The sequence below is a fragment of the Mangrovimonas sp. CR14 genome, assembly GCF_011764015.1.
GTDB lineage: Bacteria > Bacteroidota > Bacteroidia > Flavobacteriales > Flavobacteriaceae > Mangrovimonas > Mangrovimonas futianensis.
Window position 1 is genome coordinate 366,096 of sequence record NZ_JAAFZY010000001.1, and the last position, 22,718, is coordinate 388,813.

At 36.5% G+C, this 22,718-nt stretch carries 24 protein-coding genes; 3 read left to right on the plus strand and 21 right to left on the minus strand.

What is annotated here, in order from left to right:
* Positions 1–81 precede the first annotated feature (81 nt).
* Positions 82–819, minus strand: coding sequence for a 1-acyl-sn-glycerol-3-phosphate acyltransferase (locus GZ212_RS01580; RefSeq protein WP_166956692.1), 738 nt, complete (start codon positions 817–819; stop codon positions 82–84).
* A 123-nt stretch (positions 820–942) separates the two neighbouring features.
* Here GZ212_RS01580 and trpS point away from each other — a divergent pair, with 123 nt between their 5' ends.
* Entirely contained in the window at positions 943–1,911 is a 969-nt protein-coding gene (gene trpS, locus GZ212_RS01585) for a tryptophan--tRNA ligase (protein WP_166956695.1), read from the plus strand.
* On the opposite strand, the gene dprA is transcribed toward trpS, so the two are convergent.
* Positions 1,908–3,008: a DNA-processing protein DprA gene (gene dprA / locus GZ212_RS01590; RefSeq protein WP_166956698.1), complete on the minus strand. Its 1,101-nt coding sequence runs from the start codon at positions 3,006–3,008 to the stop codon at positions 1,908–1,910. The genes trpS and dprA overlap by 4 nt on opposite strands.
* A gap of 105 nt (positions 3,009–3,113) precedes the next feature.
* Between dprA and GZ212_RS01595 the strand changes: the two genes are divergently transcribed.
* Complete coding sequence (locus GZ212_RS01595; protein ID WP_166956701.1) at positions 3,114–4,052, plus strand: SPOR domain-containing protein; 939 nt, start codon at positions 3,114–3,116, stop codon at positions 4,050–4,052.
* Between the two features lie 97 nt (positions 4,053–4,149).
* Positions 4,150–4,662, plus strand: coding sequence for an acyl-CoA thioesterase (locus tag GZ212_RS01600; protein ID WP_166956704.1), 513 nt, complete (start codon positions 4,150–4,152; stop codon positions 4,660–4,662).
* Positions 4,663–4,666: 4 nt separating this feature from the next.
* On the opposite strand, the gene GZ212_RS01605 is transcribed toward GZ212_RS01600, so the two are convergent.
* The 19 genes from GZ212_RS01605 to GZ212_RS01695 form a co-directional block, all read right to left on the minus strand.
* A complete protein-coding gene (locus GZ212_RS01605) occupies positions 4,667–5,890 on the minus strand; it encodes a murein hydrolase activator EnvC (RefSeq protein ID WP_166956707.1) in 1,224 nt (407 codons plus the stop codon).
* Positions 5,890–6,669, minus strand: a complete 780-nt coding sequence (locus GZ212_RS01610) for a DUF4292 domain-containing protein (protein ID WP_166956710.1) — start codon at positions 6,667–6,669, stop codon at positions 5,890–5,892. Before GZ212_RS01610 ends, GZ212_RS01605 begins: the two co-directional genes overlap by 1 nt.
* A complete protein-coding gene (locus GZ212_RS01615) occupies positions 6,669–8,036 on the minus strand; it encodes a lipopolysaccharide assembly protein LapB (RefSeq protein ID WP_240923696.1) in 1,368 nt (455 codons plus the stop codon). Before GZ212_RS01615 ends, GZ212_RS01610 begins: the two co-directional genes overlap by 1 nt.
* A 22-nt stretch (positions 8,037–8,058) precedes the next feature.
* A complete protein-coding gene (locus GZ212_RS01620) occupies positions 8,059–9,075 on the minus strand; it encodes a nucleotidyltransferase family protein (protein ID WP_166956714.1) in 1,017 nt (338 codons plus the stop codon).
* Positions 9,076–9,151: 76 nt separating this feature from the next.
* Complete coding sequence (dut, locus tag GZ212_RS01625; protein WP_166956717.1) at positions 9,152–9,586, minus strand: dUTP diphosphatase; 435 nt, start codon at positions 9,584–9,586, stop codon at positions 9,152–9,154.
* A 1-nt stretch (position 9,587) separates the two neighbouring features.
* Complete coding sequence (locus GZ212_RS01630; RefSeq protein WP_166956721.1) at positions 9,588–11,015, minus strand: lipopolysaccharide biosynthesis protein; 1,428 nt, start codon at positions 11,013–11,015, stop codon at positions 9,588–9,590.
* A gap of 156 nt (positions 11,016–11,171) precedes the next feature.
* Positions 11,172–12,032, minus strand: coding sequence for an ATP synthase F1 subunit gamma (gene atpG / locus GZ212_RS01635; protein WP_166956724.1), 861 nt, complete (start codon positions 12,030–12,032; stop codon positions 11,172–11,174).
* Positions 12,033–12,121: 89 nt separating this feature from the next.
* Positions 12,122–13,702, minus strand: coding sequence for a F0F1 ATP synthase subunit alpha (gene atpA, locus GZ212_RS01640; protein ID WP_166956727.1), 1,581 nt, complete (start codon positions 13,700–13,702; stop codon positions 12,122–12,124).
* Positions 13,703–13,779: 77 nt separating this feature from the next.
* Positions 13,780–14,316, minus strand: coding sequence for an ATP synthase F1 subunit delta (atpH, locus tag GZ212_RS01645; protein ID WP_053970732.1), 537 nt, complete (start codon positions 14,314–14,316; stop codon positions 13,780–13,782).
* Positions 14,317–14,321: 5 nt separating this feature from the next.
* Complete coding sequence (locus GZ212_RS01650; protein WP_053970733.1) at positions 14,322–14,822, minus strand: F0F1 ATP synthase subunit B; 501 nt, start codon at positions 14,820–14,822, stop codon at positions 14,322–14,324.
* 81 nt (positions 14,823–14,903) lie between these two features.
* Complete coding sequence (gene atpE / locus GZ212_RS01655; protein ID WP_053970734.1) at positions 14,904–15,095, minus strand: ATP synthase F0 subunit C; 192 nt, start codon at positions 15,093–15,095, stop codon at positions 14,904–14,906.
* Between the two features lie 32 nt (positions 15,096–15,127).
* On the minus strand, positions 15,128–16,249 hold the full coding sequence (atpB, locus tag GZ212_RS01660) for a F0F1 ATP synthase subunit A (RefSeq protein ID WP_166956730.1): 1,122 nt from the start codon (positions 16,247–16,249) through the stop codon (positions 15,128–15,130).
* Between the two features lie 115 nt (positions 16,250–16,364).
* Positions 16,365–16,754 carry a DUF6168 family protein gene (locus GZ212_RS01665; RefSeq protein ID WP_053970736.1) on the minus strand — a complete coding sequence of 130 codons (390 nt, stop codon included), beginning with the start codon at positions 16,752–16,754 and terminating at the stop codon, positions 16,365–16,367.
* Complete coding sequence (locus tag GZ212_RS01670; RefSeq protein WP_082316523.1) at positions 16,747–16,923, minus strand: AtpZ/AtpI family protein; 177 nt, start codon at positions 16,921–16,923, stop codon at positions 16,747–16,749. Before GZ212_RS01670 ends, GZ212_RS01665 begins: the two co-directional genes overlap by 8 nt.
* 13 nt (positions 16,924–16,936) lie before the next feature.
* A complete protein-coding gene (locus GZ212_RS01675; RefSeq protein ID WP_166956733.1) occupies positions 16,937–17,362 on the minus strand; it encodes a polymer-forming cytoskeletal protein in 426 nt (141 codons plus the stop codon).
* A 13-nt stretch (positions 17,363–17,375) separates the two neighbouring features.
* Positions 17,376–19,937: a hypothetical protein gene (locus tag GZ212_RS01680; RefSeq protein ID WP_240923698.1), complete on the minus strand. Its 2,562-nt coding sequence runs from the start codon at positions 19,935–19,937 to the stop codon at positions 17,376–17,378.
* A 105-nt stretch (positions 19,938–20,042) separates the two neighbouring features.
* Positions 20,043–20,750: an ABC transporter ATP-binding protein gene (locus GZ212_RS01685; protein ID WP_166956735.1), complete on the minus strand. Its 708-nt coding sequence runs from the start codon at positions 20,748–20,750 to the stop codon at positions 20,043–20,045.
* 12 nt (positions 20,751–20,762) lie between these two features.
* On the minus strand, positions 20,763–22,247 hold the full coding sequence (locus GZ212_RS01690) for a DUF5687 family protein (RefSeq protein WP_240923700.1): 1,485 nt from the start codon (positions 22,245–22,247) through the stop codon (positions 20,763–20,765).
* Between the two features lie 15 nt (positions 22,248–22,262).
* Positions 22,263–22,664, minus strand: a complete 402-nt coding sequence (locus GZ212_RS01695) for a DUF2059 domain-containing protein (RefSeq protein ID WP_166956737.1) — start codon at positions 22,662–22,664, stop codon at positions 22,263–22,265.
* Between the last annotated feature and the right edge of the window lie 54 nt (positions 22,665–22,718).

Sequence of the window (22,718 nt, forward strand, 5' to 3'; positions counted from 1 at the left end):
AGTTGGTTAGATTGTTCATTGGTATAAAAATTCCAATAGAACGACTAGGGAAAAGCTGCTTGGTGTCATAGGCAGCTTTTTTCATTTTTGATAACTATGAAGGCTCTTTAAAATAACATTTCTAGATTTTTCATTTAACTCCTTGGTAGTCGCTATGGTATAATCCTTTGTTTCTATAAATGGTAAAATCTTGGCTCTCATTCTACCTGGACTTCCACTAAAAAAGGTGTAAGAGAACCGTTTTATATTATCAGGAAACACCATGGGCACGATGGGAATTTGGTGATTGATTGCTAATCGAAATGCCCCATCCTTAAAACTATCGAGCAAAATAGACTCATCAGGAACTCCTCCCTCTGGAAAAATACAAATACTTAAACCTTGCTTCAATCTCTTTTGGGCTCTCAAAAAAACTGCCTTCCTGCTTTTTTCTGAACTGCGATCAACCAATATGCAGGTACGTTTATAAAAGAATCCAAACAATGGTATTTTGGCTAGCTCCTTCTTACCCACAAAAACAAAGGGATTTTTAACAGCTACTAACATCAACATGATATCAGCCATAGAGGTATGATTGGCAATAAACATATAGCTTTCCTTTCTATGAGGTGTTTGGTCTCTGTCAATTTTTACTCGGAAGCCCATTCCAACTAAAATGAATTTGGCCCATAATCTAGCAATCCTGAAGAAAAACGGATACCAAGATTCCTTGGCTATAGATATTAATAAAATAGGAAATAATATAATGATGGGTAAGGCCACCAAAATGTAAAACCAAATTCTATATAAAAGCCAAAAAGGATATTTAATAAATTTCATTGGCAACAAAAATAGTATTTATCTCCATATTCCTACAGAATGATAAAAGTTTAAATTCTAACACCTTCTACTTTTCATAATTCTTTAGGATTGGTTACTTTTGCTGTCCAATATTTGAAATCCATGGCGAGAATTTTAACAGGAATCCAGAGTACAGGGACACCACATTTAGGTAATATTTTAGGTGCCATTTTACCAGCGATAGACATGTCTAAAAAAGAGGAAAATGACTCTTTTTTGTTTATTGCCAATTTACACACCTTAACCCAAATTAAAGACGCTGCAGAACTAAGAGAAAACACCTATTCTGTTGCGGCAACCTGGCTAGCCTTCGGTTTAGATATTGACAAAACCGTTTTCTATAGACAAAGTGATATTCCACAAGTTACTGAATTGTCTTGGTATTTAAGTTGCTTCTTTCCTTACCAAAGATTGACTTTAGCGCACAGTTTTAAAGACAAAGCCGATAGGTTGGCAGACGTCAATTCTGGGTTGTTCACCTACCCTATGTTGATGGCAGCTGATATTTTGTTATACGACGCTAATATCGTTCCGGTTGGGAAAGATCAATTACAGCATATAGAAATGACACGAGATGTGGCTTCTAGATTCCATGCTAAAATGGGAGACACCTTTGTATTGCCAGATGCCAAAATTGAAGAACATGTGATGATTGTTCCTGGAACTGATGGCGAGAAAATGAGCAAAAGTAGAAACAACTTTATCAATATCTTTTTGGACGACAAGAAACTGAGAAAGCAAATCATGTCCATCCAAACTGATAGCACCCCACTGGAGGAACCTAAAGACTGGAAGACCTGTAATTGTTTTGCTATCTATTCTTTATTAGCTTCTGATGAAGAAGTAGAAACCATGAAATCCAATTACGAAAAAGGAGGCTATGGCTATGGACATTCCAAACAAGCTCTTTTTGAATTGATTGTTGAAAAATTTGCAGAACCGAGAGAAAAGTATCATTATTATATGAACAACCTTGAAGAAGTTGATAAAGCCCTATCAGTAGGTGCTGAAAAGGCTAAAAAGGTTGCAAATGATGTGCTTTCTAGAGTTAGGGAAAAAGTAGGGTATTAAATAAGCTCAAACAATTTCCCGGGCAAAGGCCTAACGACGCCTTTCAATTCCATATTCAAAAGAATACCTGCTAATTTATAAGTTGGCAACTGGGTGTCTAGAGCAATCACATCAAGTAACTGCTTTTTTTGATCCTTTAAATAGTTGTAAATAAGCTGTTCATCCTCATTTAAATCCACAAACAGTTGTCGCTGTATGGTTGGCTTTTCTTGTTCCAGTTTCCAATCCAGCATAAAGGGCACATCCATGGAGTTGGACAACATCTGTGCCTTTTGTTGCTTAATCAGATTATTGCACCCTACACTTTGGCTATCGGTCACCCGACCAGGAACAGCAAATACCTCCCGGTCATAAGAGTGGGCAATATCAGCCGTTACCAAGCTACCTCCCTTTTCGGCAGATTCAATAACAATGGTCGCTTCACTCAGGCCAGCAATAATACGATTTCGTTTTAAAAAGTTCTTCCGGTCAAAATTTGAGGTACTCCAAAAGTCAGTGAAAAATCCACCATGAGCTTCTACTGATTTCACATATTTGGAATGTACCTTAGGATACATATCGTTAAATCCATGAGCCAAACAACCAATCGTTTGAAGGTTATGATCTACAGCAGCCTTATGTGCTGTAATATCTGTTCCATAGGCAAAACCTGAAACAATAATGGGATTAAATGGAGCCAAGTCCTCAACTAATTGCTTGCAAAATTCCATGCCGTGGCTTGTGATTTTACGTGCCCCCACAATACTAATAATCCTTTGATTATTCAGGTTGACATTTCCCCTTTGAAAAAGTAAAATAGGGGCATCGATACAGTGTTTCAATCTTTCGGGATAATCCGATTCCATAAAATAAAGACAGGATATTTGATGAGTCTGAATAAAACGCAATTCATGTTCTGCCTCTCGTAAGTGGTTCGCATCAAACAGACCTTCCAAACTTGCTGCTCCAACCCCATCGATTTTTAATAGATTGCCTCTTTTTTCTTTTAAAACAGCTTCTGCAGACCCGCATACACCAATTAGCTTTTTAGCTGTTATATCCCCTATTTTAGGAACATGTTGCAATGCCAGGGTATAAATTAATTGCTGTTCGGTCATGGGTATCTGTTTGAAATACAACCTACAAGAAACTAAATTTTATGATGTTAATAAATAGTTAAGGGTAAAATTTATTGGTTTCCAAAAATTTCTAACTTTGTTTTTATGCACTTAGAGACGTACATAAGCGATTTATTATACCGATACGAATGCGTGACCGTACCTGAATTTGGTTCCTTTTTAACCCAAAGGGTATCTGCGAGCATTCATTCATCTACAAATGCCTTTTATCCGCCTAAAAAGATTTTGTCTTTTAATGAGCAAATCCAAAAAAATGACGGGATTTTAATAAGATACGTAGCCGATGTAGAAAAAATCCCTTATGAAGTAGCATCCAAAAAGGTAGCTAAACACGTGAAGTACATAAAATCGTATATGACCGAGGGCGAAACCATCTCCTTTCATAATATTGGTGATTTGACCCTTAATACGGAAGGGCGTATGCTTTTTGAGCCTTCCTATCATCTTAACTATTTAACTGATGCCTTTGGTTTGGCTCAATTTAATTCGGACACCATAACCAGAGAGGTCTTAAAAGAAGAGGTTGAAGCTATTGAAAAAGTAGTGCCATTGACGGTCACTCCTGAAAAACGCCAATCTAGAAACTATTTGAAATATGCAGCCGTTGCTGTTATTGCATTAAGCTTAGGTGGCTTTTTAGCATCTAAATTTTATGTGAATCAAATAGAAACGCACAATCAAATGGCTCAGGAAGAAGCGAGTCAGCAATTGGAAACCAAAATCCAAGAAGCAACCTTTGTGATTTCAAACCCATTACCTGCAGCGACTTTACCAGTTAAAAAGCTTTCTGGAAATTACCACATTGTTGCCGGTGCCTTCAGAATAGAAGAAAACAGTGATAAAAAAGTAGAGGAACTTCAAGCTGAAGGGTACAATGCTCGTAAAATTGGTGTCAATAGATTCGGACTGCATCAAGTGGTTTATGCCAGTTATGAAAGTCGCTCAGAAGCTCTAAAAGCGCTTCAAGACATCAAGAAAAATGATAACAAAGCGGCTTGGTTGTTGGTTAAAGAACTAGATTAAAACGCTCCATTTTCATACACCTTTTTCAGTTTTTAGGCTTTTATCCTAACTTCTTTGAAATAACCCGTACCTTTGCACCTCATTTTTGATGTTAGGTATGCAACTAAAAACTCCAGAACAATCCAAAACGACCATGACGGACTTGGTACTTCCAAGTGAAACTAACCCATTAAACAATTTATTTGGTGGCGAACTTTTAGCCCGTATGGATCGTGCAGCTAGTATTGCAGCAAGAAGACACAGCAGACGTATTGTTGTTACGGCTTCTGTAAACCATGTGGCTTTTAATAGAGCTGTTCCTCTAGGTAGTGTTGTAACGGTTGAAGCAAAGGTATCCAGAGCCTTTAAAACTTCTATGGAAGTGTTTATTGATGTTTGGATTGAAGACCGTGAATCTGGAAATCGTACCAAAGCCAATGAAGCTATCTACACTTTTGTGGCTGTAGATGAAATAGGCAAACCTGTACCCATTCCAGAAATCACTCCTGAAACTGACTTGGAAAAGGAACGTTATGCGGCTGCTTTAAGACGTAAACAACTTAGTTTGGTATTGGCTGGAAAAATGAAACCTCAAGAGGCTACAGAACTTAAGGCCCTATTTGAAGAATAGATTTTTACATCTGAAAAATCCAATCGGCTGGATTTTGGGTGTTGATTTCTTTCCAAATACTAAATTTCAATGTGGTTTCTCCATTGCTAGGGTTGGTAAACACTTTTCCAATGACCTGTTTGGTATCTACCATGTCTCCTGGGTTGACAAATACCTTGGATAAATTGGTGTAATTGGTAATGTAATTACCGTGTTGTATCATGACCAACACATTCCCGTGTCTGATGGCCTGCACTCTTAAAACCTTTCCTTTATAAACGGCGCGAACATCGGCATCTTTTTCAGTAGCAATTCTAACCCCATTACTTTGAATGGTAATGGTTCTGTCAATTGGGGAAGGTTGCTTTCCATAGCGTACTTTTACAACCCCTTTTTCTACGGGCCAGGGCAATTTCCCTTTATTAGCTACAAAACTACTTGCTAAGGCCTTATCCTCAGGCGTTAAAGCAAAACTGCTAGTATTGGTACTTTTACCTGCTTTCTTATTTGAGCTGGCAATAGCTTCACGGATCATTTTTTCAATTTCTTTGTCAATGCGGTCGGCCTCCTTTTGCTTTTCTTTGATTTGATTGCGGTACTTACTCAGGTTTTGATTGATGGAGGCCATCAAAGATTGTTGCTGCCTCAACTCCCCTTCTAATTCCCTTTGAGCCACTCTATTTTCAGCAATCAACTTTTGCTTGTCATCTTTTTGCCTTAATAATTCTTTATTGCTTTTTTGAAGTTCGGCAGTCTTCACTTTAATCGCTTCCCCTTGCTCCTTTTGAAACTTTGAGTATTGGGTCATATATTGAATGCGTTTATAAGCTTGTTTAAAGTTGCTAGAAGACAATAAAAACATGATTCTGCTTTGCTCACTTTTGCTCTTGTACGAGCGCAAGATCATTTTGGCATAATTCTCCTTTAAGGTTGTTAGTTCGTCACGTAGCTCTGATATTTTCTTTTGATTGGCGTTGATTTCGCGGGTCAATAAATTGGCTTGTTGGTTGGTGACCTTAATTAAATTCTTTCTCACGTTCACCTTGTAGCTCAAATCTTCAATTAAACTGGTTTGTGACTTTTTTTGCGATTGATTTTTAAATAACAAATCATTGATTTGTCTTATTTCTCTTTGAAGTTCTTGACGGCGCTCCTCAAGTTCCTTTTGCTTCTTACTTTGTGAAAAAACAGAAGAGGTGAAACACATCAAAAAAATGACGAAATATGTAGCTAGTTGGTTATGGCGCATTATTCAAGTTCTATTTCTTCAAAGCCCGAAGGAATCTTAAACGGGAATCTTAAATCTTCATTCAAAGATATTGATTTGTACTCCAATTCTATGGTAGTTTGTTGATCCTTTTCCAAAGAAATAACTCTTAAATTTTCAGGAAAAATTTCCTTTTCCACTTGTTGATAGCTCAAATAATCAATCTCCAAAAATCGATTGGTTGCAGACTGTGCCAATTGTTGTGACTTCATCTTGAAATTTCTCCCGCTTATGATATAGAACAGCTCAAACAATGCTGTTTGGTCTTTAGGCTGAAACAAATAAGAATCATCATTGATAGACATGTCAAAATCTGTTCTATTCAGTTCAAAAAGGGACTCTCCCATTAGGATGTTCTGCACCATTTTAAAGTCCACTTGTGTTCCTAAAATTTTACTGATATAAGCAAAATCACCATCAAAATAGGTGTTATCCAATTTGTTGTAGAAACTAACCTTTTCAGGTGTTACTTGAGCCCTAATCACATTAAAAGCGGCAGTAATCCAGATGATTTCATCCTTTTTCATACGCAATGTAATGGTATGGGTTTGGGAACTTTGTCCTTCCTTATAAACCAAACGTACCTTGGATTGAAGGGTATTGAAATCGGCTAATCGCTTTTTGTTTTCCTTTAGTACCTCTTTGGCAGAAAGGGATAAGTTATTTTCACCTTCAACTAAAGATTTTGTTGACTTACAGCCAACAAAAACCATAAAACACATGCTTACAACTATGGAAAAATAGACAGATGATTTGCTCATTAATTGGTAGATTCTAACTGTTTGGCTTTATCACTAAACGTTTTAGCCTTCTTTGTATTGTTTAATTGGGTATAGGACAGGCTAAGTTGGTTATAAAAATCAGATTCCATTTTGGTATCTTCAATGATATAATCCAAACCTGTTTCTAAAACCTCTGCTGCTCTATTGAACTTCCCAAGTTGATTTAATGCTACGCCATTGATTAAATAGAAAAGGGGCTGAGACGGATACTTCAACAAGGCATCACTACTTTTGGCTTCCACCTTTTCAAATTGTTTTAAGTCCAACTGAAGGAGCATTATATTCTTGAGTAATCCAAAATTTCCCGAATCCACTTGATAAGCCTTTTCAAAATATTCCAACGCTTTGGGCTTATCGCCCTTGTTCAAAAAATAGTTGGCAACACCTTCATAGGATTTTCCATTTTCGGAATCCAAATTTAACGTAGTAGCCTCTACTAAATCAGCTTCATACTCTGGATGCTCTTTTACAAAATTGACAAAATCTGAAAGTACCATAGTTTTGGCTTCTGGATTTACCTTTAGACTCCCCATCACAATTTTCATAGATTCAATAGCCTCTTGGGTTTGCCCGTCCTCTAAATAAAACTTATAAAGAGCTAAATGCACCAACTCAGAATTGGGCTTGATCTCAAGTAACTTTTTTGCAGTCTCAAAGGCCTTCTCGTTATCGCCACTTTCACTGTATCGATAAATCAACGCCAAATAGTTGGTTTCTTCATCAGGATTACTTTCCAGACGATCTTCCAAGTTTTCAATTTGATCCTTTTTACGACCAGTAGCGGCATAAATTTGATTTCTTAAATGATCTCTAGAAGAGGATACACCACGCTTTTCATCCAACTCATCCAATATTTTTAAGGCATCTTTGTATTCTTTATTATCAAAATACAAATGAGCCAAATCTTCTTTATATTTAGGATGATATTCAACTATATCCTCAACCGTTCTGATGGCTCTTTTGTAATCCTTCTGTTGCATGTAAACATCAAAAAGCTCATTGGCATACCATTCATTGGTTGGCTCCATTTTAACGGCATCTTTCAACGCCTCCTCAGCGGCTCCAAAATTTTTGAGTTTGTTGTAGTTTTTACCCAATTCATAATAAAAAACCGATTGGGATTTATCCATTTCAATACACTTCAATAAAGCAGTAACAGCTCGGTCATAATTTTCAATGGCCTTTTGCTTTAACGCCTCAAAGAACAGTTCCTGTTTCTTATCCTCCACTTCGCCCAAATCATCATTTGGGGTTTTATTGAAATCAACCTGCGCCTCCATTCCCAAAGGTAAAAAGGAAAGAAACCCTAAAAATAAAATGAATATGTAACGGTTATATTGCAACATAGTGGTTTAGTCGAAACAAAAGCTATTCCAAAACAGAGTAATCACCTATACTTACTCTTGAGAAATCTCCATCATAATAAGCGTGATTACCTATCATGGCCTCCTCTAAATTAGCATTTTTAATAGTAGAAGCGCTCTGTATTAAACTATTTTTAACGGTAGAGTTCTCTATGATCGTTTGATTCCCGATTGATACATTGGGACCAATGGTGCTATTTTTCAAAATGACCCCCTCCCCAATATAGCAAGGTTCGATGATTTTAGAATTTTCTAAAGTTACACTTTCTGAAATCAGGTTTTCCCCATCGCTTTGAAGGAAATTCAACATTTTACCATTGGTTTCTACGGTAATGGCCTTGTTTCCACAATCCATCCACTCATCAACAGTACCCGTCTTAAAAATGCGACCATCTGCCATCATACGCTTGATACCATCATTAATTTGATATTCCCCTCCATTCATGATATTTTCATCCAAGACTTCTTGAAGCTTTTCTTTTAAAACTCCAATATCCTTAAAATAGTATATCCCGATAACCGCTTGGTCTGAAATAAATTCTTTTGGTTTTTCTACCAATTCCACGATTTCCTTTAGGTCGTTTAATTTGACAACCCCATAGGCTTCCGGATTTTCCACCTTTTTTGTCCAAATTACGGCGTCTGCTTCTGGATCCAAATCAAAATCAGCACGAATCAAGGTATCTGCATATGCTACAACCGCAGGACCTGACAAGGAGGGTTCTGCACTCATGATGGCATGACCTGTACCTAAAGGCTGATCTTGGCGGTATATGGATCCTTGAGCTCCTAAATCGGATGCCAGTTTTTGCAAACTTTCAACAACATCTTCACCAAAAAAAGCCGGATCTCCGAGTACAAAGGCAATTTCTTCAATAGGTTGGTTTAAAACCTTTGCTATATCCTTAACCAACCTATGAACAATAGGTTCTCCTGCTACAGGAATTAGGGGTTTTGGAACCGTTAACGTATGTGGTCTAAGTCTGGAGCCACGTCCAGCCATGGGTACGATTATTTTCATATTAGTGCCCGCTAATGCGGAATCTTTTTTAATTCAACAAAATACTTTGACCTACTCCTAAAAGGTCAATCGAGGTTTACTTTACCCCCGTGCTACCAAATCCACCAGCACCTCTCGAAGTTTCAGATAAATCATCTACTTCTTCCCATTCAGCTCTTTCATGTTTTGCTATGACTAATTGGGCGATTCTTTCACCATTCTCGATGGTGAAATCCTCATTGGATAAATTGACCAAAATCACACCTATTTCACCTCTATAATCCGCATCAATGGTTCCTGGTGCATTTAAAACTGTAATGCCCTTTTTGGCTGCCAAACCACTTCTTGGTCTAACCTGTGCTTCAAAACCTACAGGCAATTCCATAAACAACCCTGTTTTTACAATGGTTCTTTCCAAAGGTTTTAGGGTAATTAACTCATTGGTAAAGGCTCGTAAATCCATTCCGGCCGAAGCCAAGGTTTCATAACTAGGTAAATCGTGATTGGATTTATTGATAATTTTTATCTTCATCTTAATTCTTTAATAAGCGTTTTAAGTCTTTTCTTTCGACTATTATGACAACCCCCAAAAATACTAAAAGCAAAACGGTACTCATAAGATAATTACTTTTAAATCGGAGATAAATGATGCCGGATAAAATAACAGTTAGCCCCAAATAAAGTAAAATCTTACCCAAATCATATGGAACGGGATAATGCCTTTTCCCAATGACATAGGATAAAACCATCATTATCCCATAAGCTGCCAAGGTGGCCCAAGCAGACCCCATAAATCCTATCCTAGGAATCAAATAATAATTTAATGCTATAGTAATAAATGCGCCTACCAGTGACAAATACATTCCAAATCTGGTTTTATCGGTTAACTTATACCAAATGGCCAAGTTAAAATATATTCCCAAAAACAGATTGGCCAACAAAACGATGGGAACAATATCAATGGCTATCCAATAAGAAGAATCACGAACAACCAATTGCTTGAATAAATCAAAATAAGCCATAATAAACACCATCATTAAACTTCCACAGATCACAAAATATTTCATGATATCTGCATAGGTTTTTTTGGCATTTTGGTTTTCGGCATGATTAAAGAAAAACGGTTCGGCGCCCAAACGAAAGCCCTGAATGAAAATAGTCATAAAAACAGCTATTTTGTAGCAACCACTATAAGCCCCGTTGATATCCTTTCCCAATAATTCTGGCAACAGCCATTTATCAAAATTCTCATTGATCACATACGCCATTCCTGCAACCATAACAGGCCAACCATAATTCAGCATTTGTTTAAGAATATCCATGCTGAATTGGATTTTGGTTTTTATAAAGTAAGGCGTCAATAGAATAAAGGTAACAATACTTGCAGCCAAGTTTGCAACGAATATATATTTCACTAAATCTTTTGAATCATAGCCGGGATACCCTATTCCAAATTTTGGAATAGCCCACAGGAAGAAAAAATTCAAAACAACATAAATAGCAATATTTGTTAATTTAATTGCCGTAAATTTAATAGGCCTTCCAGTAGCCCTAAGAAAGGCGAATGGCACGACAACTAATGTATCTAAAGCTAGTACTCCTAAAAGCAAATTAAAATAAGACAACTTCAAATTGACCAAAATAGCCAAAGCGTCATTATTCAAGAAAACCACCAGAAAGAACAACACCGTAGTCACGGTAAGGCTTATAAAAGCGGTTGAAAACACTTTATCCTTATCATGATGTTTACTGAAAAATCTGAAAAAGGCCGTTTCCATACCGTAGGTAAGCAGCACATTAAAAAAGGCAGCATATATATAAAAGGTGGTATTATCTGAATAACTGGTTGTTTCCAGTTTATCGATATGCAAAGGCACAAGCACAAAATTCATCAATCTAGGCAACACAGTTGCCAAACCGTAGATGATGGTATCCTTTAAAAACTTTTTAAGTGCGCCCAAATAATAGGTATTTAATTCTGCTAAAAATACGTTTTTATGCAAGTATATGCAACGTGTATGACTATAATAGGGGAATTGATCCTTATAAAAGAAAAAAGCCCCACAACGTGAGGCTTTCTATATTTCTGAGCCAAAACATTTTGGCATCTTGTTTTATTATCCGTTTAGGGCTTCTGCACCACCTACGATTTCCAAAATTTCGTTGGTAATAGCCGCTTGACGCGCCTTATTGTAGGTTAACGTTAATTGATCTTTTAACTCCTTGGCATTATCAGTCGCTTTGTGCATTGCAGTCATACGAGCACCATGCTCAGAAGCAAATGAATCACGCACAGACTTGTACAACTGAGTCTTTAATGATTTCGGAATTAAGGTTTGAACGATTTCCAATTTGGAAGGTTCAAAAATATAATCCAAGTTTTTATTGGCTTCATTCTCCACTGGAACGATTGGTAAAAATTGTTCCGTCATGACAATTTGAGTAGCAGCGTTTTTGAACTTGTTGTAAATCACCTCAATTTTATCAAAATCTCCAGCAACAAACTTGTTCATCATCCACTCTGCAACTTCAGCGACATTGTCAAATGTCAAATCATCATAAATATGGTTGTGATTACCAATTACATTGAAACGCTTAGAAAGTACATCGTTACCTTTTTTTCCTATAGTTACAAAAGAAACTTCTTTACCTGGATACACTTCAGTAGCCAAACGTGTTGCTTCTTTAACAATATTAGAATTGAAGGCTCCACATAAACCTCTATTGGAGGTAATTGCAACTACAAGTACTTTTTTTACTTCTCTTTGCTCAGAATACTTACTTCCAGAATCGTCATCTAAAGTAGCACTCAAATCTCTAAGAAGTTCAGTCAGTTTATCTGCATAAGGTCTCATGGCCGTAATGGCGTCTTGAGCCTTCTTCAACTTTGCAGCAGAAACCATTTTCATAGCACTGGTAATCTGCATGGTTGAACCAACCGACGTAATTCTACTGCGTATTTCCTTTAAGTTTGCCATAATCGCTTTTTTGTCATTCTGAATTTATTTCAGAATCTTCTTTAATTCTAATTTGAGATCCTGAAACTAGTTCAGGATGACAATAGATATTATGCTCTATATTTTTCTGATAATTCTTTAGCTACTGAAGTTAAGGTATCGATTACCTCATCAGTTAATTTTCCAGCTTTTAAAGAATCCAATACATCTCTATGCTTAGCATTTAAGAACTCTAAATAATCTCTTTCGAATTCCTTTACTTTCTCTACAGGAACATCTCTCAACAAGTTTTTAGAACCTGCATAGATAATAGCTACCTGATCTTCTACTGTAAATGGATCGTTTTGAGCTTGTTTTAAGATCTCAACGTTACGCTTTCCTTTTTCAATCACATTTAAAGTAGCTGCATCCAAATCAGAACCAAACTTAGCGAAAGCTTCCAATTCACGGAATTGGGCTTGGTCTAATTTCAAGGTACCTGCCACTTTTTTCATAGATTTAATCTGAGCAGATCCACCTACACGTGATACAGAGATACCAACGTTAATTGCAGGACGTACCCCAGAGTTAAATAAATCTGACTCCAAGAAAATCTGTCCGTCTGTAATCGAAATTACGTTAGTAGGAATATAAGCAGAAACGTCACCAGCTTGTGTTTCAATAATTGGTAAGGCCGTTAAAGAACCTCCTCCTTTTACAATTGGCTTTAACGATTCTGGTAAATCATTCATTGTTTTTGCGATTTCATCATCAGCAATAACCTTTGCAGCACGCTCTAACAAACGAGAGTGTAAGTAGAAAACGTCTCCTGGATAAGCCTCACGTCCTGGTGGTCTTCTTAATAACAAAGACACCTCACGATAAGCTACCGCTTGCTTAGATAAATCATCATAGATGATTAAAGCAGGACGACCAGTATCTCTAAAATATTCACCAATTGCAGCTCCTGCGAAAGGTGCATATACCTGCATTGGAGCAGGATCTGATGCATTTGCAGCAACGATAGTAGTATAAGCTAACGCCCCCTTATCTTCAAGAGTTTTAGCAATGTTAGCAACTGTTGATGCTTTTTGACCAACTGCTACATAAATACAGTAAACAGGCTGTCCGGCATCATAAAATTCTTTTTGATTTAAGATGGTATCAATACAAACTGTTGTTTTACCAGTTTGACGGTCACCAATTACCAACTCACGTTGACCACGTCCTACAGGGATCATGGCATCGATAGACTTAATACCAGTTTGCAATGGCTCATTTACCGGTTGACGGAAAATAACCCCAGGAGCTTTACGCTCTAAAGGCATCTCATAAGTTTGCCCTTCAATAGCACCTTTACCATCGATTGGGTTACCTAATGTATCAACAACACGACCAACAATACCTTCACCAACATTGATAGAAGCGATACGATTGGTACGTTTTACAGTTGCTCCTTCTTTAATTTCTTTAGAAGGACCTAACAATACCACACCAACGTTGTCTTCTTCCAAGTTCAAAACCATTCCTTCAAGGCCTGATTCAAACTCTACTAATTCCCCGTATCCAGCATTTGATAAGCCGTATACACGAGCAATACCATCACCAACGGTAAGTACTGTTCCTACTTCATCCAATGAAGCACCTGCTTCAAAACCTGATAGTTGTTGTTTTAAGATTGCTGATATTTCAGCCGGTTTTACTTCTGCCATCTTTTTAATTTATTTAAATCCCTCAACTTTGCTCGGGACATGTATTAGATGTTAGATACCTACAAGGACCTAACTATTTAATTTAATATAAATTCTCTTTTAAGTCTGTTTAATTTATTGGCGATACTCGCATTGTATTGAATATCTCCAACTCGTAAAATGAATCCACCAATGATGTCCTCATCCACTATATTTTTTATCTCTGCTTCCTTCCCGGTCAATTCTTTAACCTTAGCCAACACTTTTGTCTTTATATCATCTGTCATAGGAACAGCTGTAGTTACTTTAGCAACTTGCATATCATTCAAATGATCAAACAATAAATTGTATTGCACTGCAATTTCATCTAAAAGCGCTATACGTTTATTGGCAATTAAAGTGTCTATTAAATTGCTTGTACTAGGGGTGATATCTTTGAAAGTACCAACTAGTATCGATTTTTTAATAGCCGATCTAACCACAGGACTTTTAAGCACATTCTTTAGGTCTTTGTTATCTGCAATGGTCTTTGAGATTAGTTTCATATCATTGTTTACAACCTCAGTTGTATTTTGATCTTTTGCTAAACTCAAAATGGCTTTTGCGTAACGTGCTGCTGCTCTAGTTCCTGCCATGGTTATTAATTTAAGGTTGTTTCACCCAACATAGATTCTACCAAATCCATTTGTTTGTCTTTGCTAGACAACTCGCCACGTACTACTTTCTCAGCAATCTCTAAAGACAATGTAGCCACCTGGTTTTTCAACTCGGTCATAGCTAATCGCTTCTCGCTTTCGATTGCAGATTGTGCAGCTTCAATCATTTGATTGGCTTGAACTTGTGCTTCATCCTTTGCATCAGCAACCATTTTAGCCTTGATTTCTCTGGCCTCTTTAAGCATCGCCTCACGCTCAGCTCTAGCTTCTTTTAATAATCTGTCGTTATCTGCTTGAAGGTTTTGCATTTCAAGTTTTGCATTTTCTGCAGCTTTCAAAGCATCTTCAATTCCTGATTCTCTTTTCTCAACAGCATCAAGAATTGGTTTCCAAGCAAATTTTCTCAACAATAATACTAATCCAACAAAAAGCAATAATTGCCAGAAAAATAGTCCGAATGAAAATTCATTAATTAACTTATCCATTTATATCTCGGTTATATCTAATTAATCCTTTTTTAATAAAACACCAGCTACAACCAACCGTTATAGCTGATGCTTGTGTTATTATGCCGCGAATAAAGCAGCAAATCCAATACCTTCAATAAGGGCAGCTGCAATAAGCATAGCTGTTTGGATTTTTCCTGAAGCTTCAGGTTGACGAGCAATAGCTTCCATAGCTTGTCCACCAATTCTACCGATACCTAAACCAGCACCGATAACAATTAAACCAGCTCCTACAATGTTTGGAATAGTCATAATATATATATTAAATAATTAAACATTCAATTTTAGTGATCGTCGTGGTGTTCTTCTACAGCCGAACCAAAATACAATGCTGAAAGCATGGTAAAAATATAGGCTTGTAAAGCAGCAACCAACAACTCCAATAAGGATAAAACAAACGCCAATCCGAAAGACAACGAACTTCCTATCCAGTTTTTAAAGATAAACATCAAACCAATGATACTCATCAATACAATGTGACCAGCTGTGATGTTAGCATACAAACGAATCAATAATGAAAACGGTTTGATAAAAGTTCCTAACAATTCAATTGGTGCTAAAATGATTTTCATTGGAACAGGTACTCCTGGCATCCAGAAAATGTGTTTCCAATAATTTTTGTTACCAGAGAAAGTGGTAATCAAATAGGTTAAAATTGCTAAAGCAAAAGTTACTGCTATATTGTTAGTAACATTAACTCCTAGCGGCGTTAAACCTAATAGGTTGATAATCCAAATAAAGAAGAACACACTTAACAAAAAGCTCATATAACGCTTGTAATGCTTCAACCCAATATTTGGAATAGCAATATCATCACGAATGTAAAGTACTATAGGCTCTAAAAAACGTCCCATTCCAGATGGAAGCGCTCCTTTTTTATAAGATTTTGCCATGGAACTGAACATCCATAGAAGCAAAAGACCTACCATAAAAATGGTAAAGACATTTTTAGTGATTGATAAATCAAAAGGCTTTACGTTAGTTGGATGGTGGTGGTCATCTAGAGTTATGTCACCTTGTGCATTGGTTTTGTAAACCTTATTATGGTAAAGTGTGTAATATTCACCTCCTACCTCAGCAACTTCTTCTCCATGATGAAATTTTGAAGAGGAGAACACTTTTAATCCGCCATCCCATAAAATAACTGGAAGTGGGAATCCGATGTGTACTTTTTCTCCCGCATCATTGGTATAAGAATACAAACTAAAATCATGAGAATCTAACAAGTGATGATTTATGTATTCTTTAATCTCTTTCTTGAGTCCTTCTTTACCCTCAACACCTGGAGCAACTTCTTGAAGTTCCATCTCTTCATGTTGATTTTCACCATGTTGAGCTAACATAGTAGAAAGGGACAAAGAGGCTATAAAAAACAAAAGCAAACTAAAAACTGACTTTCTTTGCATGTCGAAACAAAAATTGTATCCTTAAAAATTGGTGCAAAGGTATGCTTTTATCTCAAAATCAAAAAAGAAAATTTTACATTATTTTGGAATGCTTCTTTCGCCCCTTAAATTGGGACTAATCTAAACTGTTTAAGAGCCTTACGCCTCCAAAAGTTTCTGTAATCAAGGAAGTTGCATAGGGAACAAAAAATGAAGTGAACTCTAGAGTCGATACTTCATTGTCGGCATGATAAGCTGGGTAAAAGAGAATGAAAAAAAATATAAACTTCAAAAAGCTTCCAAGCATGAATAAAAATCCCAACTGATCTCTGAATTTTTCTTTGAAAAAATACAAACAGAATAGAATCCCCATAGCCAAACAGGTATTCACGATATAAGCCAACACAATTTTATGCTCATAAGGTGGCAGCTCCATTTGTTTTAAAACGACTGTATGGATAAAAAAAGCAATCAACGAGGTGATTGCTATTATTAAAAGGTATATGAATAATCTCTTTTTATTCATTCAATTTATTAATTTGTTTCAATACCACATAAAGGGAAATGCCTACTCCCAATAAAGTACAGACAATAAGAAATAACTTGCCACCATCGGTAAATTTGCCATCCAGCCATTTACCCAACAGCACAAACAAATAAATGGTGATTCCCATTTGAATGGCAACCCCAGACATGGCAGCCAGATTCTTAAGCTGATTGCCCTTGTTCTTGTTTTCTTTCTTTTGGTTGTCCACCTTGGTTAAATTCCTTTACGGCTCCTTTCATGGCGCAATTTACATTGAAGGTTGCTCCCGGTTCTACAGATAGTTTCCCTAATACCACTTCTCCCTCTACATGGGCTGAAGATTTAAGATTTAGGGTTCCTGATAAATTTAATTTTCCGGAAAATTTTCCTTCAAAATGTGCATCGGTCCCATTTAAGGTTCCTTTAATCAATCCTGATTTTCCTACCACAACTTTTCCTGGGGTTTTGATATTTCCTTCAACGATACCGTCAATTCTAATATCACCCTCGCTGGTTAAATCACCAATAATTTTGGTTCCCTTCGCTACAATGTTTTGATTCGTAGACGTATCAAAAGATTGCTTTTCCTTTTTGTTTTCTGAAAACATAGCCATCTTACTTTTAGTTATTAGTTTCTAAATAATTCAAATAATCATCCATGTTCTTATGGATTTGGATGATTTTATAGTTTGAAGACGAAACTGGGAAAAACTGATGGACAATCTTGTCTTTCTTCCTTTCCTCAAGCGCTAGGGCAAATCCTTTAGCTCCTTCTCTACTCTTCAAACCATGAACTACTACAAAGGTAGTATTGGGGTTATAAATGTCGATGGAAGTGGACAGTTCAAATACATTAACCTGTTCTACCTCCTTGTCTAATTTCTTTTTAAATGCTTCCAAGGTTTCTGAATCGGCATTGTTGAAATAATACACGATTTTAAAATTGGTTTCATTGGCATTTTCAGCGAAATCCTTCACAGCCAATTTGGGCAATACTTCAGTTACCATACGTTGCGCTTCAATGCCTTCTGGTGTGTTGGAATAATTTACTGCCACATCATTAATACCCTTAGAGTACTTTTCAAATCCATATAAACGTCCTTCTGCTGTGGCTTTTAATATTTCAAACTTCGGCGCCATAGGATCGCCTTCCAGTTGGGTGATCATTTCAGATGACTTGCCAAGAACTTCTGCATAGTTTTGGTTTTGCAACTCTTGGTACAACCTTTCATAAATACTTTCTGGACTGTTTTCATCCTTTTGGGTTGCCGACTCTGGATTTATCAGTATCGCTGCATATCTTGAATCTGGGTATTCTGAGATAATCTCCTGTTTTATTCTTTCAGCTTTGGCTGTTTCTCCCAACTCTAGATACACACGATATAAATTGTACTTGGAAGGAAGAATGAGTTTTTCCTCTGGATCACTTTCCAACAAAGCTTCCAAGCGATTTTCAGAAAGTCGATATTCTTTGAACTTCTCCTTATATATAATACCCAATTGGTAATAAGCAAAATTGCGTTCTTTGGCAATGCTATCTATAGCCGTTTGTTCCACTGGAATTTGCCCAATGTAATAATTAGGGTCAAACATTTCAGTTTCATCAATTGTGGCAACTTCCTCTTCTATCTCTTCAGTATTTGACGTTCTTAATTGATTGGAAGACCACCTCCAGTTGTCCTCAGGAGCCCTATCTCCCCAAACCTGTCTGAATTCATTTTTCCCAAATGAAATGGTATTTTGATTGTAGAAATAAAAACTTGAGGCACTTTGTGGATTTGGCCCCCTATTTGTTTTATTTACTAAATTATCATTCACAGTTACCAATCCTTGATTGGCCATTCTTTCTGCCGCTTCTTGACGTTCCTTTTCCTCTTCGGCTTTTACCTTTAAATCTTCAGTATATTGCGTAAAATATTCCAATCGCTCGGTATCATTCATAGCCACCAAGCCTAAAATACTGTCATTTGCTTCAGCAATATCCTCATAGAGTATGACATCTTCTAGGTTATCCCTTTTTCTCTTGATAATTCGATAAGGCTTCTTATTTTTTTCCATGTTCAACATGGTGCTGTCGTAATATAAACCAGCAGTCTTATACTCTGCTTCATCAAAATAATAATCTCCTAAGATTACATAATTTCTGGCTCTTAGTTTTTTATCTCTGGTAGGCGTTCTTAAAGACTTGTTGTAATATACCAAGGCTAAGGAATCCATTCCTTCTGTCAAAAAGAACTCTCCCTTTTGGTGATAGATACGATCTAAATACGGACGGTTTTCACGATTCTCTTCAAGCTTTGTCAATAACTCAAGAAACGCCAATTTATCTCCATTATCATAATCAAAATTCTTGGCCTTTTCCAAATGAGCACTTATATAGTAAATTCTTGGAGTTCTTCTATTCAGTTCAATAACTTGATCAAAGGCAAAGTTTGCACTGTCTTTATATCCTAATTCATTATACAACTGTCCTTGAATAAATCGGTATCGCCCTCGTTCGTCATCATCTTTAGTGCTATTGCTTGCGGTTTCAAGTTGGGTAACAGCACTGTCCAAGGATTTGGTATTGATATAGGCTTGTGCCAACATGGAAGTAGCATCTGCCAAATCTTGACCCTGAATATCTTCTTCCAACAACTTTTTCAAATTCTCAATGGCCAACTCATCATTGTCTAAACGAATATTTGTCTTCTCTCTCCAAATTTTCGCCTGATTGATTTTATCACTAGCTGGATATCTATATAATATGTAATTAAAGGCCTGTAAAGCTGGAACAAATCGTTGGTCAAAATAACGGGATTGGCCCAACAATAAATAAGCTTCATCCATTTGCGGATTGTATTCCTTTCCAGAAATACTCATACTGTGTTTTTGAATGGCAATAATGGCCTTGTCTTCAGCCCTGTTGAAGTTTTCATTTTTGCTTTGACCAGGAAGAATCACATCTTCAAAAACCTGCATTCTTTCTACGGGCAATACTTGCCAATAATCATCCTGGTAGGCCGTATTAAGGGTTTTCTTTCCTTCTTCCAACGCCAAATAACCATTATATAACGCATTGTATTCTGCAGTTACGGCATGATAATTTCTACTTACAAAACTGTTTTTCTTTCTGGAGCAGGAAGATAACAGTATTGCAATGGAAAAAAGCCAGATACCTATTTTTACAAAAGAAGTCTTCAAATGTTGGTTATACTTGGTTATTAAATAACTAAAAACGGCCACACATATTATGTGTAGCCGTAAAAATAAGCATCTTTTTGAATTATCTTATAAATTGAATATTAATTAAGCGCTTTCAGTTCCTGAAAAATGGGCTTCCAATTCTTTTAAAGTAGCATCACTGGTTACCAAATCCTTAACTATTTCTCCTTTTTCAAGCACCACAATACGCTCACAAACATCAGTAACATGTAAAAGATCATGACTGGAAATCAATACGGTAACACCTCTTTTTTCAGCTAATTCCTTAATGATGTTTTTGAGTCGAATTTGTGTAGTTGGATCCAAATTGGCAAAAGGCTCATCTAGAATAATCACTTCTGGATCTCCAATTAAGGCTGCCACAATTCCCGCCTTTTTTTGATTTCCTTTACTTAAATCCCTTAAATATTTCTTCTGCCCTAAGATTTCTCCATGAAAAAAATCTTCAAACTGGCCTAAAAGCGCATCTACATCCGCTTTGTTTCTTCCTCTTAACTCCCCAATAAAATAGAAATACTCCTCTGGAGTCAAATAGCCAATTAAGAAACTCTCATCAATGAAGGCCGAAGTAAAAGGCTTCCAATCTTCACTCAAATTCACTTGAATCTCATTGTTCTTGATAAAACCTGTGGAAGGATTAATTAAATCCAACAATAAACTGAAATAGGTGGTTTTACCCGCCCCATTGTTCCCTACCAGACCAAAACTTTGTCCTTTGGGAATATCCAGCTCCTCTATTTTTAAAACGGTCTTATTATTATATGTTTTTGAAAGGTTTGATGTCTGTATCATAATTTTGAGGTATTAACTGTCCTGACCAAAGGCACTGATCATTTTATATTTTGACTCCAAATATTTTTCTGTTATAAATCGCATTAATTTTTGATGGAACAAGATTCCTATAATTCCCAATATGGCCAACACGGCACAACCCGTCTCAAAATTGGAAATGGCGTAAACACCCCCAAAAATAGCCAGTGGTAATAGCATTAAAGGAATTCCGATAAGCCACTGTACGGCACCTGTTCCTTGGTAATTAAATGCGGCTCTTTGGCTAAGGTCTATTTTTTTCCTGTTAAACGCCCCTCCAAACAATACCACGTGGGTATTAACCCCAATATTATATAGGGCTGCCGAAAAATGAGCCAATAAAATTTTCCATCCAAAATACACATAAGGGATACTCAACACAAAAAGAATAATCACACTCATGGCCATAAGGGTAAACTTAGATTTTAAGTACTGCTCATACTTGATATTTTGGCTCATCAATAATTTGTAATAGGCACTATCCCATGCTGGTATGAATTGGCCAAAACTGATCATAAAAATACCCGTCACAAAAATGCCTACAAATCCAAAAATCCAAGGCATTTCTTGATAGGTGGGATTGGGATAAAAGGCCAAACCATATAGTAATCCAATTATCATTAAAAAGGCTGAGGATTTAGATCTCTTGTTTCTCCAAATCAGCTTTAAATCCAATTGCATAAATGGTGCTAAATCACCAAACCTTTTAGTCCAACCTAAATCAGCCACATTTACCTCAGCAACCTTGGACTTTAATGAGCTATCCAGATACAATTTTTGTTTTAAAATCTTGAAATTAAAAAGATAAACTCCTGCCAAAATCAAAACCAAAATTATCAGATAAATGGGTTGATTATATACCGCCGTCATGGCATTCCCCGTGAATTTTGACAGTGAAACAATATCAAAATAATTCAGCGCAAAAAGGCCTCCAACTAAGACAATAATTGGCAAAAAGGCAAGCTCACTGTCAGATGAAAAACTTTCAATAATGAAATTCAAAAAGTTCATGATTAAGGTCATGATGATCATGGCCAAAATCCAAACCAATACCGACACCAATGGGTAATCATTAATGATTAACATGACTCCAAATGGAATGACAGCAAATAATGGCAAGAAATTAATAAAAGAAAGTGTCGATTTTCCTAAAACATAATTGACCACCTTACTTCTTTTGACGGGCAATGTCAATAATGGCTTGACACTCATTACTGGCAATTTCTGAAAAAAGAACCTTATCATAAGCTCAGCCAACCACCAATAAAATAACACGCCATTTACAATAATGAGCGGGTTTTGATCGGGAAACTGCTCCTTAAGAATAGGATATAGAGCAACACCCATCACCAAAAAGGAAGCCATAAAATATAAGGCCAATAATATCAAAAGGATATTAAGTGCCACACTTTTTTGCCAGTGGGACGACCTAAAAAACTGCTTCCATTCAAGATTTAAAAAATGAGAAATTTTCATCATTTGAAAGAGTTGGTTCTACATATATTTTTGAGCAATCTGCTGAAGTTTCATTCCCCAGCTTTGACCAATGACCATCCCTTTTTGAGATAATTTAGACTGGCTAGCTGATAGTTTTTTACCCAATTCTGTTTGGTAAAATTTATTTAATTCTACTATTTCTTCTTCTGAAAATTCATTCATGTAAACTTGAGCCAAATCTGTGTATAATTGGTCCAAAGTCCCTTTGGCTTCCTTTAAATAATCAGGCTTTTTGTCCTCTGGCACCATATTTCCAATTTGGGTGATCACATCTTCAAACATTTGGGTTGCACCCGTTGCTTTTATTAATTGAATGGTTTGTGATTTTAAAGAGGCGTCTTCTTGAGCTTGAAGTGAAATAGAGAATACAAACGCCAATACAAAAAATAGGTTTTTCATAATTAAATATCAATTGATTAATAGGATTCAAGTAATGAGTAACAATATTACCAA

What these genes read in the sequence shown, in the direction of transcription:
- GZ212_RS01580 (WP_166956692.1), bottom strand. Translation starts at nt 819, where the DNA reads ATGAAATTTATTAAATATCCTTTTTGGCTTTTATATAGAATTTGGTTT.
- trpS (WP_166956695.1), top strand. Translation starts at nt 943, where the DNA reads ATGGCGAGAATTTTAACAGGAATCCAGAGTACAGGGACACCACATTTA.
- dprA (WP_166956698.1), bottom strand. Translation starts at nt 3,008, where the DNA reads ATGACCGAACAGCAATTAATTTATACCCTGGCATTGCAACATGTTCCT.
- GZ212_RS01595 (WP_166956701.1), top strand. Translation starts at nt 3,114, where the DNA reads ATGCACTTAGAGACGTACATAAGCGATTTATTATACCGATACGAATGC.
- GZ212_RS01600 (WP_166956704.1), top strand. Translation starts at nt 4,150, where the DNA reads ATGCAACTAAAAACTCCAGAACAATCCAAAACGACCATGACGGACTTG.
- GZ212_RS01605 (WP_166956707.1), bottom strand. Translation starts at nt 5,890, where the DNA reads ATGCGCCATAACCAACTAGCTACATATTTCGTCATTTTTTTGATGTGT.
- GZ212_RS01610 (WP_166956710.1), bottom strand. Translation starts at nt 6,669, where the DNA reads ATGAGCAAATCATCTGTCTATTTTTCCATAGTTGTAAGCATGTGTTTT.
- GZ212_RS01615 (WP_240923696.1), bottom strand. Translation starts at nt 8,036, where the DNA reads ATGTTGCAATATAACCGTTACATATTCATTTTATTTTTAGGGTTTCTT.
- GZ212_RS01620 (WP_166956714.1), bottom strand. Translation starts at nt 9,075, where the DNA reads ATGAAAATAATCGTACCCATGGCTGGACGTGGCTCCAGACTTAGACCA.
- dut (WP_166956717.1), bottom strand. Translation starts at nt 9,586, where the DNA reads ATGAAGATAAAAATTATCAATAAATCCAATCACGATTTACCTAGTTAT.
- atpG (WP_166956724.1), bottom strand. Translation starts at nt 12,032, where the DNA reads ATGGCAAACTTAAAGGAAATACGCAGTAGAATTACGTCGGTTGGTTCA.
- atpA (WP_166956727.1), bottom strand. Translation starts at nt 13,702, where the DNA reads ATGGCAGAAGTAAAACCGGCTGAAATATCAGCAATCTTAAAACAACAA.
- atpH (WP_053970732.1), bottom strand. Translation starts at nt 14,316, where the DNA reads ATGGCAGGAACTAGAGCAGCAGCACGTTACGCAAAAGCCATTTTGAGT.
- GZ212_RS01650 (WP_053970733.1), bottom strand. Translation starts at nt 14,822, where the DNA reads ATGGATAAGTTAATTAATGAATTTTCATTCGGACTATTTTTCTGGCAA.
- atpE (WP_053970734.1), bottom strand. Translation starts at nt 15,095, where the DNA reads ATGACTATTCCAAACATTGTAGGAGCTGGTTTAATTGTTATCGGTGCT.
- atpB (WP_166956730.1), bottom strand. Translation starts at nt 16,249, where the DNA reads ATGCAAAGAAAGTCAGTTTTTAGTTTGCTTTTGTTTTTTATAGCCTCT.
- GZ212_RS01665 (WP_053970736.1), bottom strand. Translation starts at nt 16,754, where the DNA reads ATGAATAAAAAGAGATTATTCATATACCTTTTAATAATAGCAATCACC.
- GZ212_RS01670 (WP_082316523.1), bottom strand. Translation starts at nt 16,923, where the DNA reads ATGTCTGGGGTTGCCATTCAAATGGGAATCACCATTTATTTGTTTGTG.
- GZ212_RS01675 (WP_166956733.1), bottom strand. Translation starts at nt 17,362, where the DNA reads ATGTTTTCAGAAAACAAAAAGGAAAAGCAATCTTTTGATACGTCTACG.
- GZ212_RS01685 (WP_166956735.1), bottom strand. Translation starts at nt 20,750, where the DNA reads ATGATACAGACATCAAACCTTTCAAAAACATATAATAATAAGACCGTT.
- GZ212_RS01690 (WP_240923700.1), bottom strand. Translation starts at nt 22,247, where the DNA reads ATGATGAAAATTTCTCATTTTTTAAATCTTGAATGGAAGCAGTTTTTT.
- GZ212_RS01695 (WP_166956737.1), bottom strand. Translation starts at nt 22,664, where the DNA reads ATGAAAAACCTATTTTTTGTATTGGCGTTTGTATTCTCTATTTCACTT.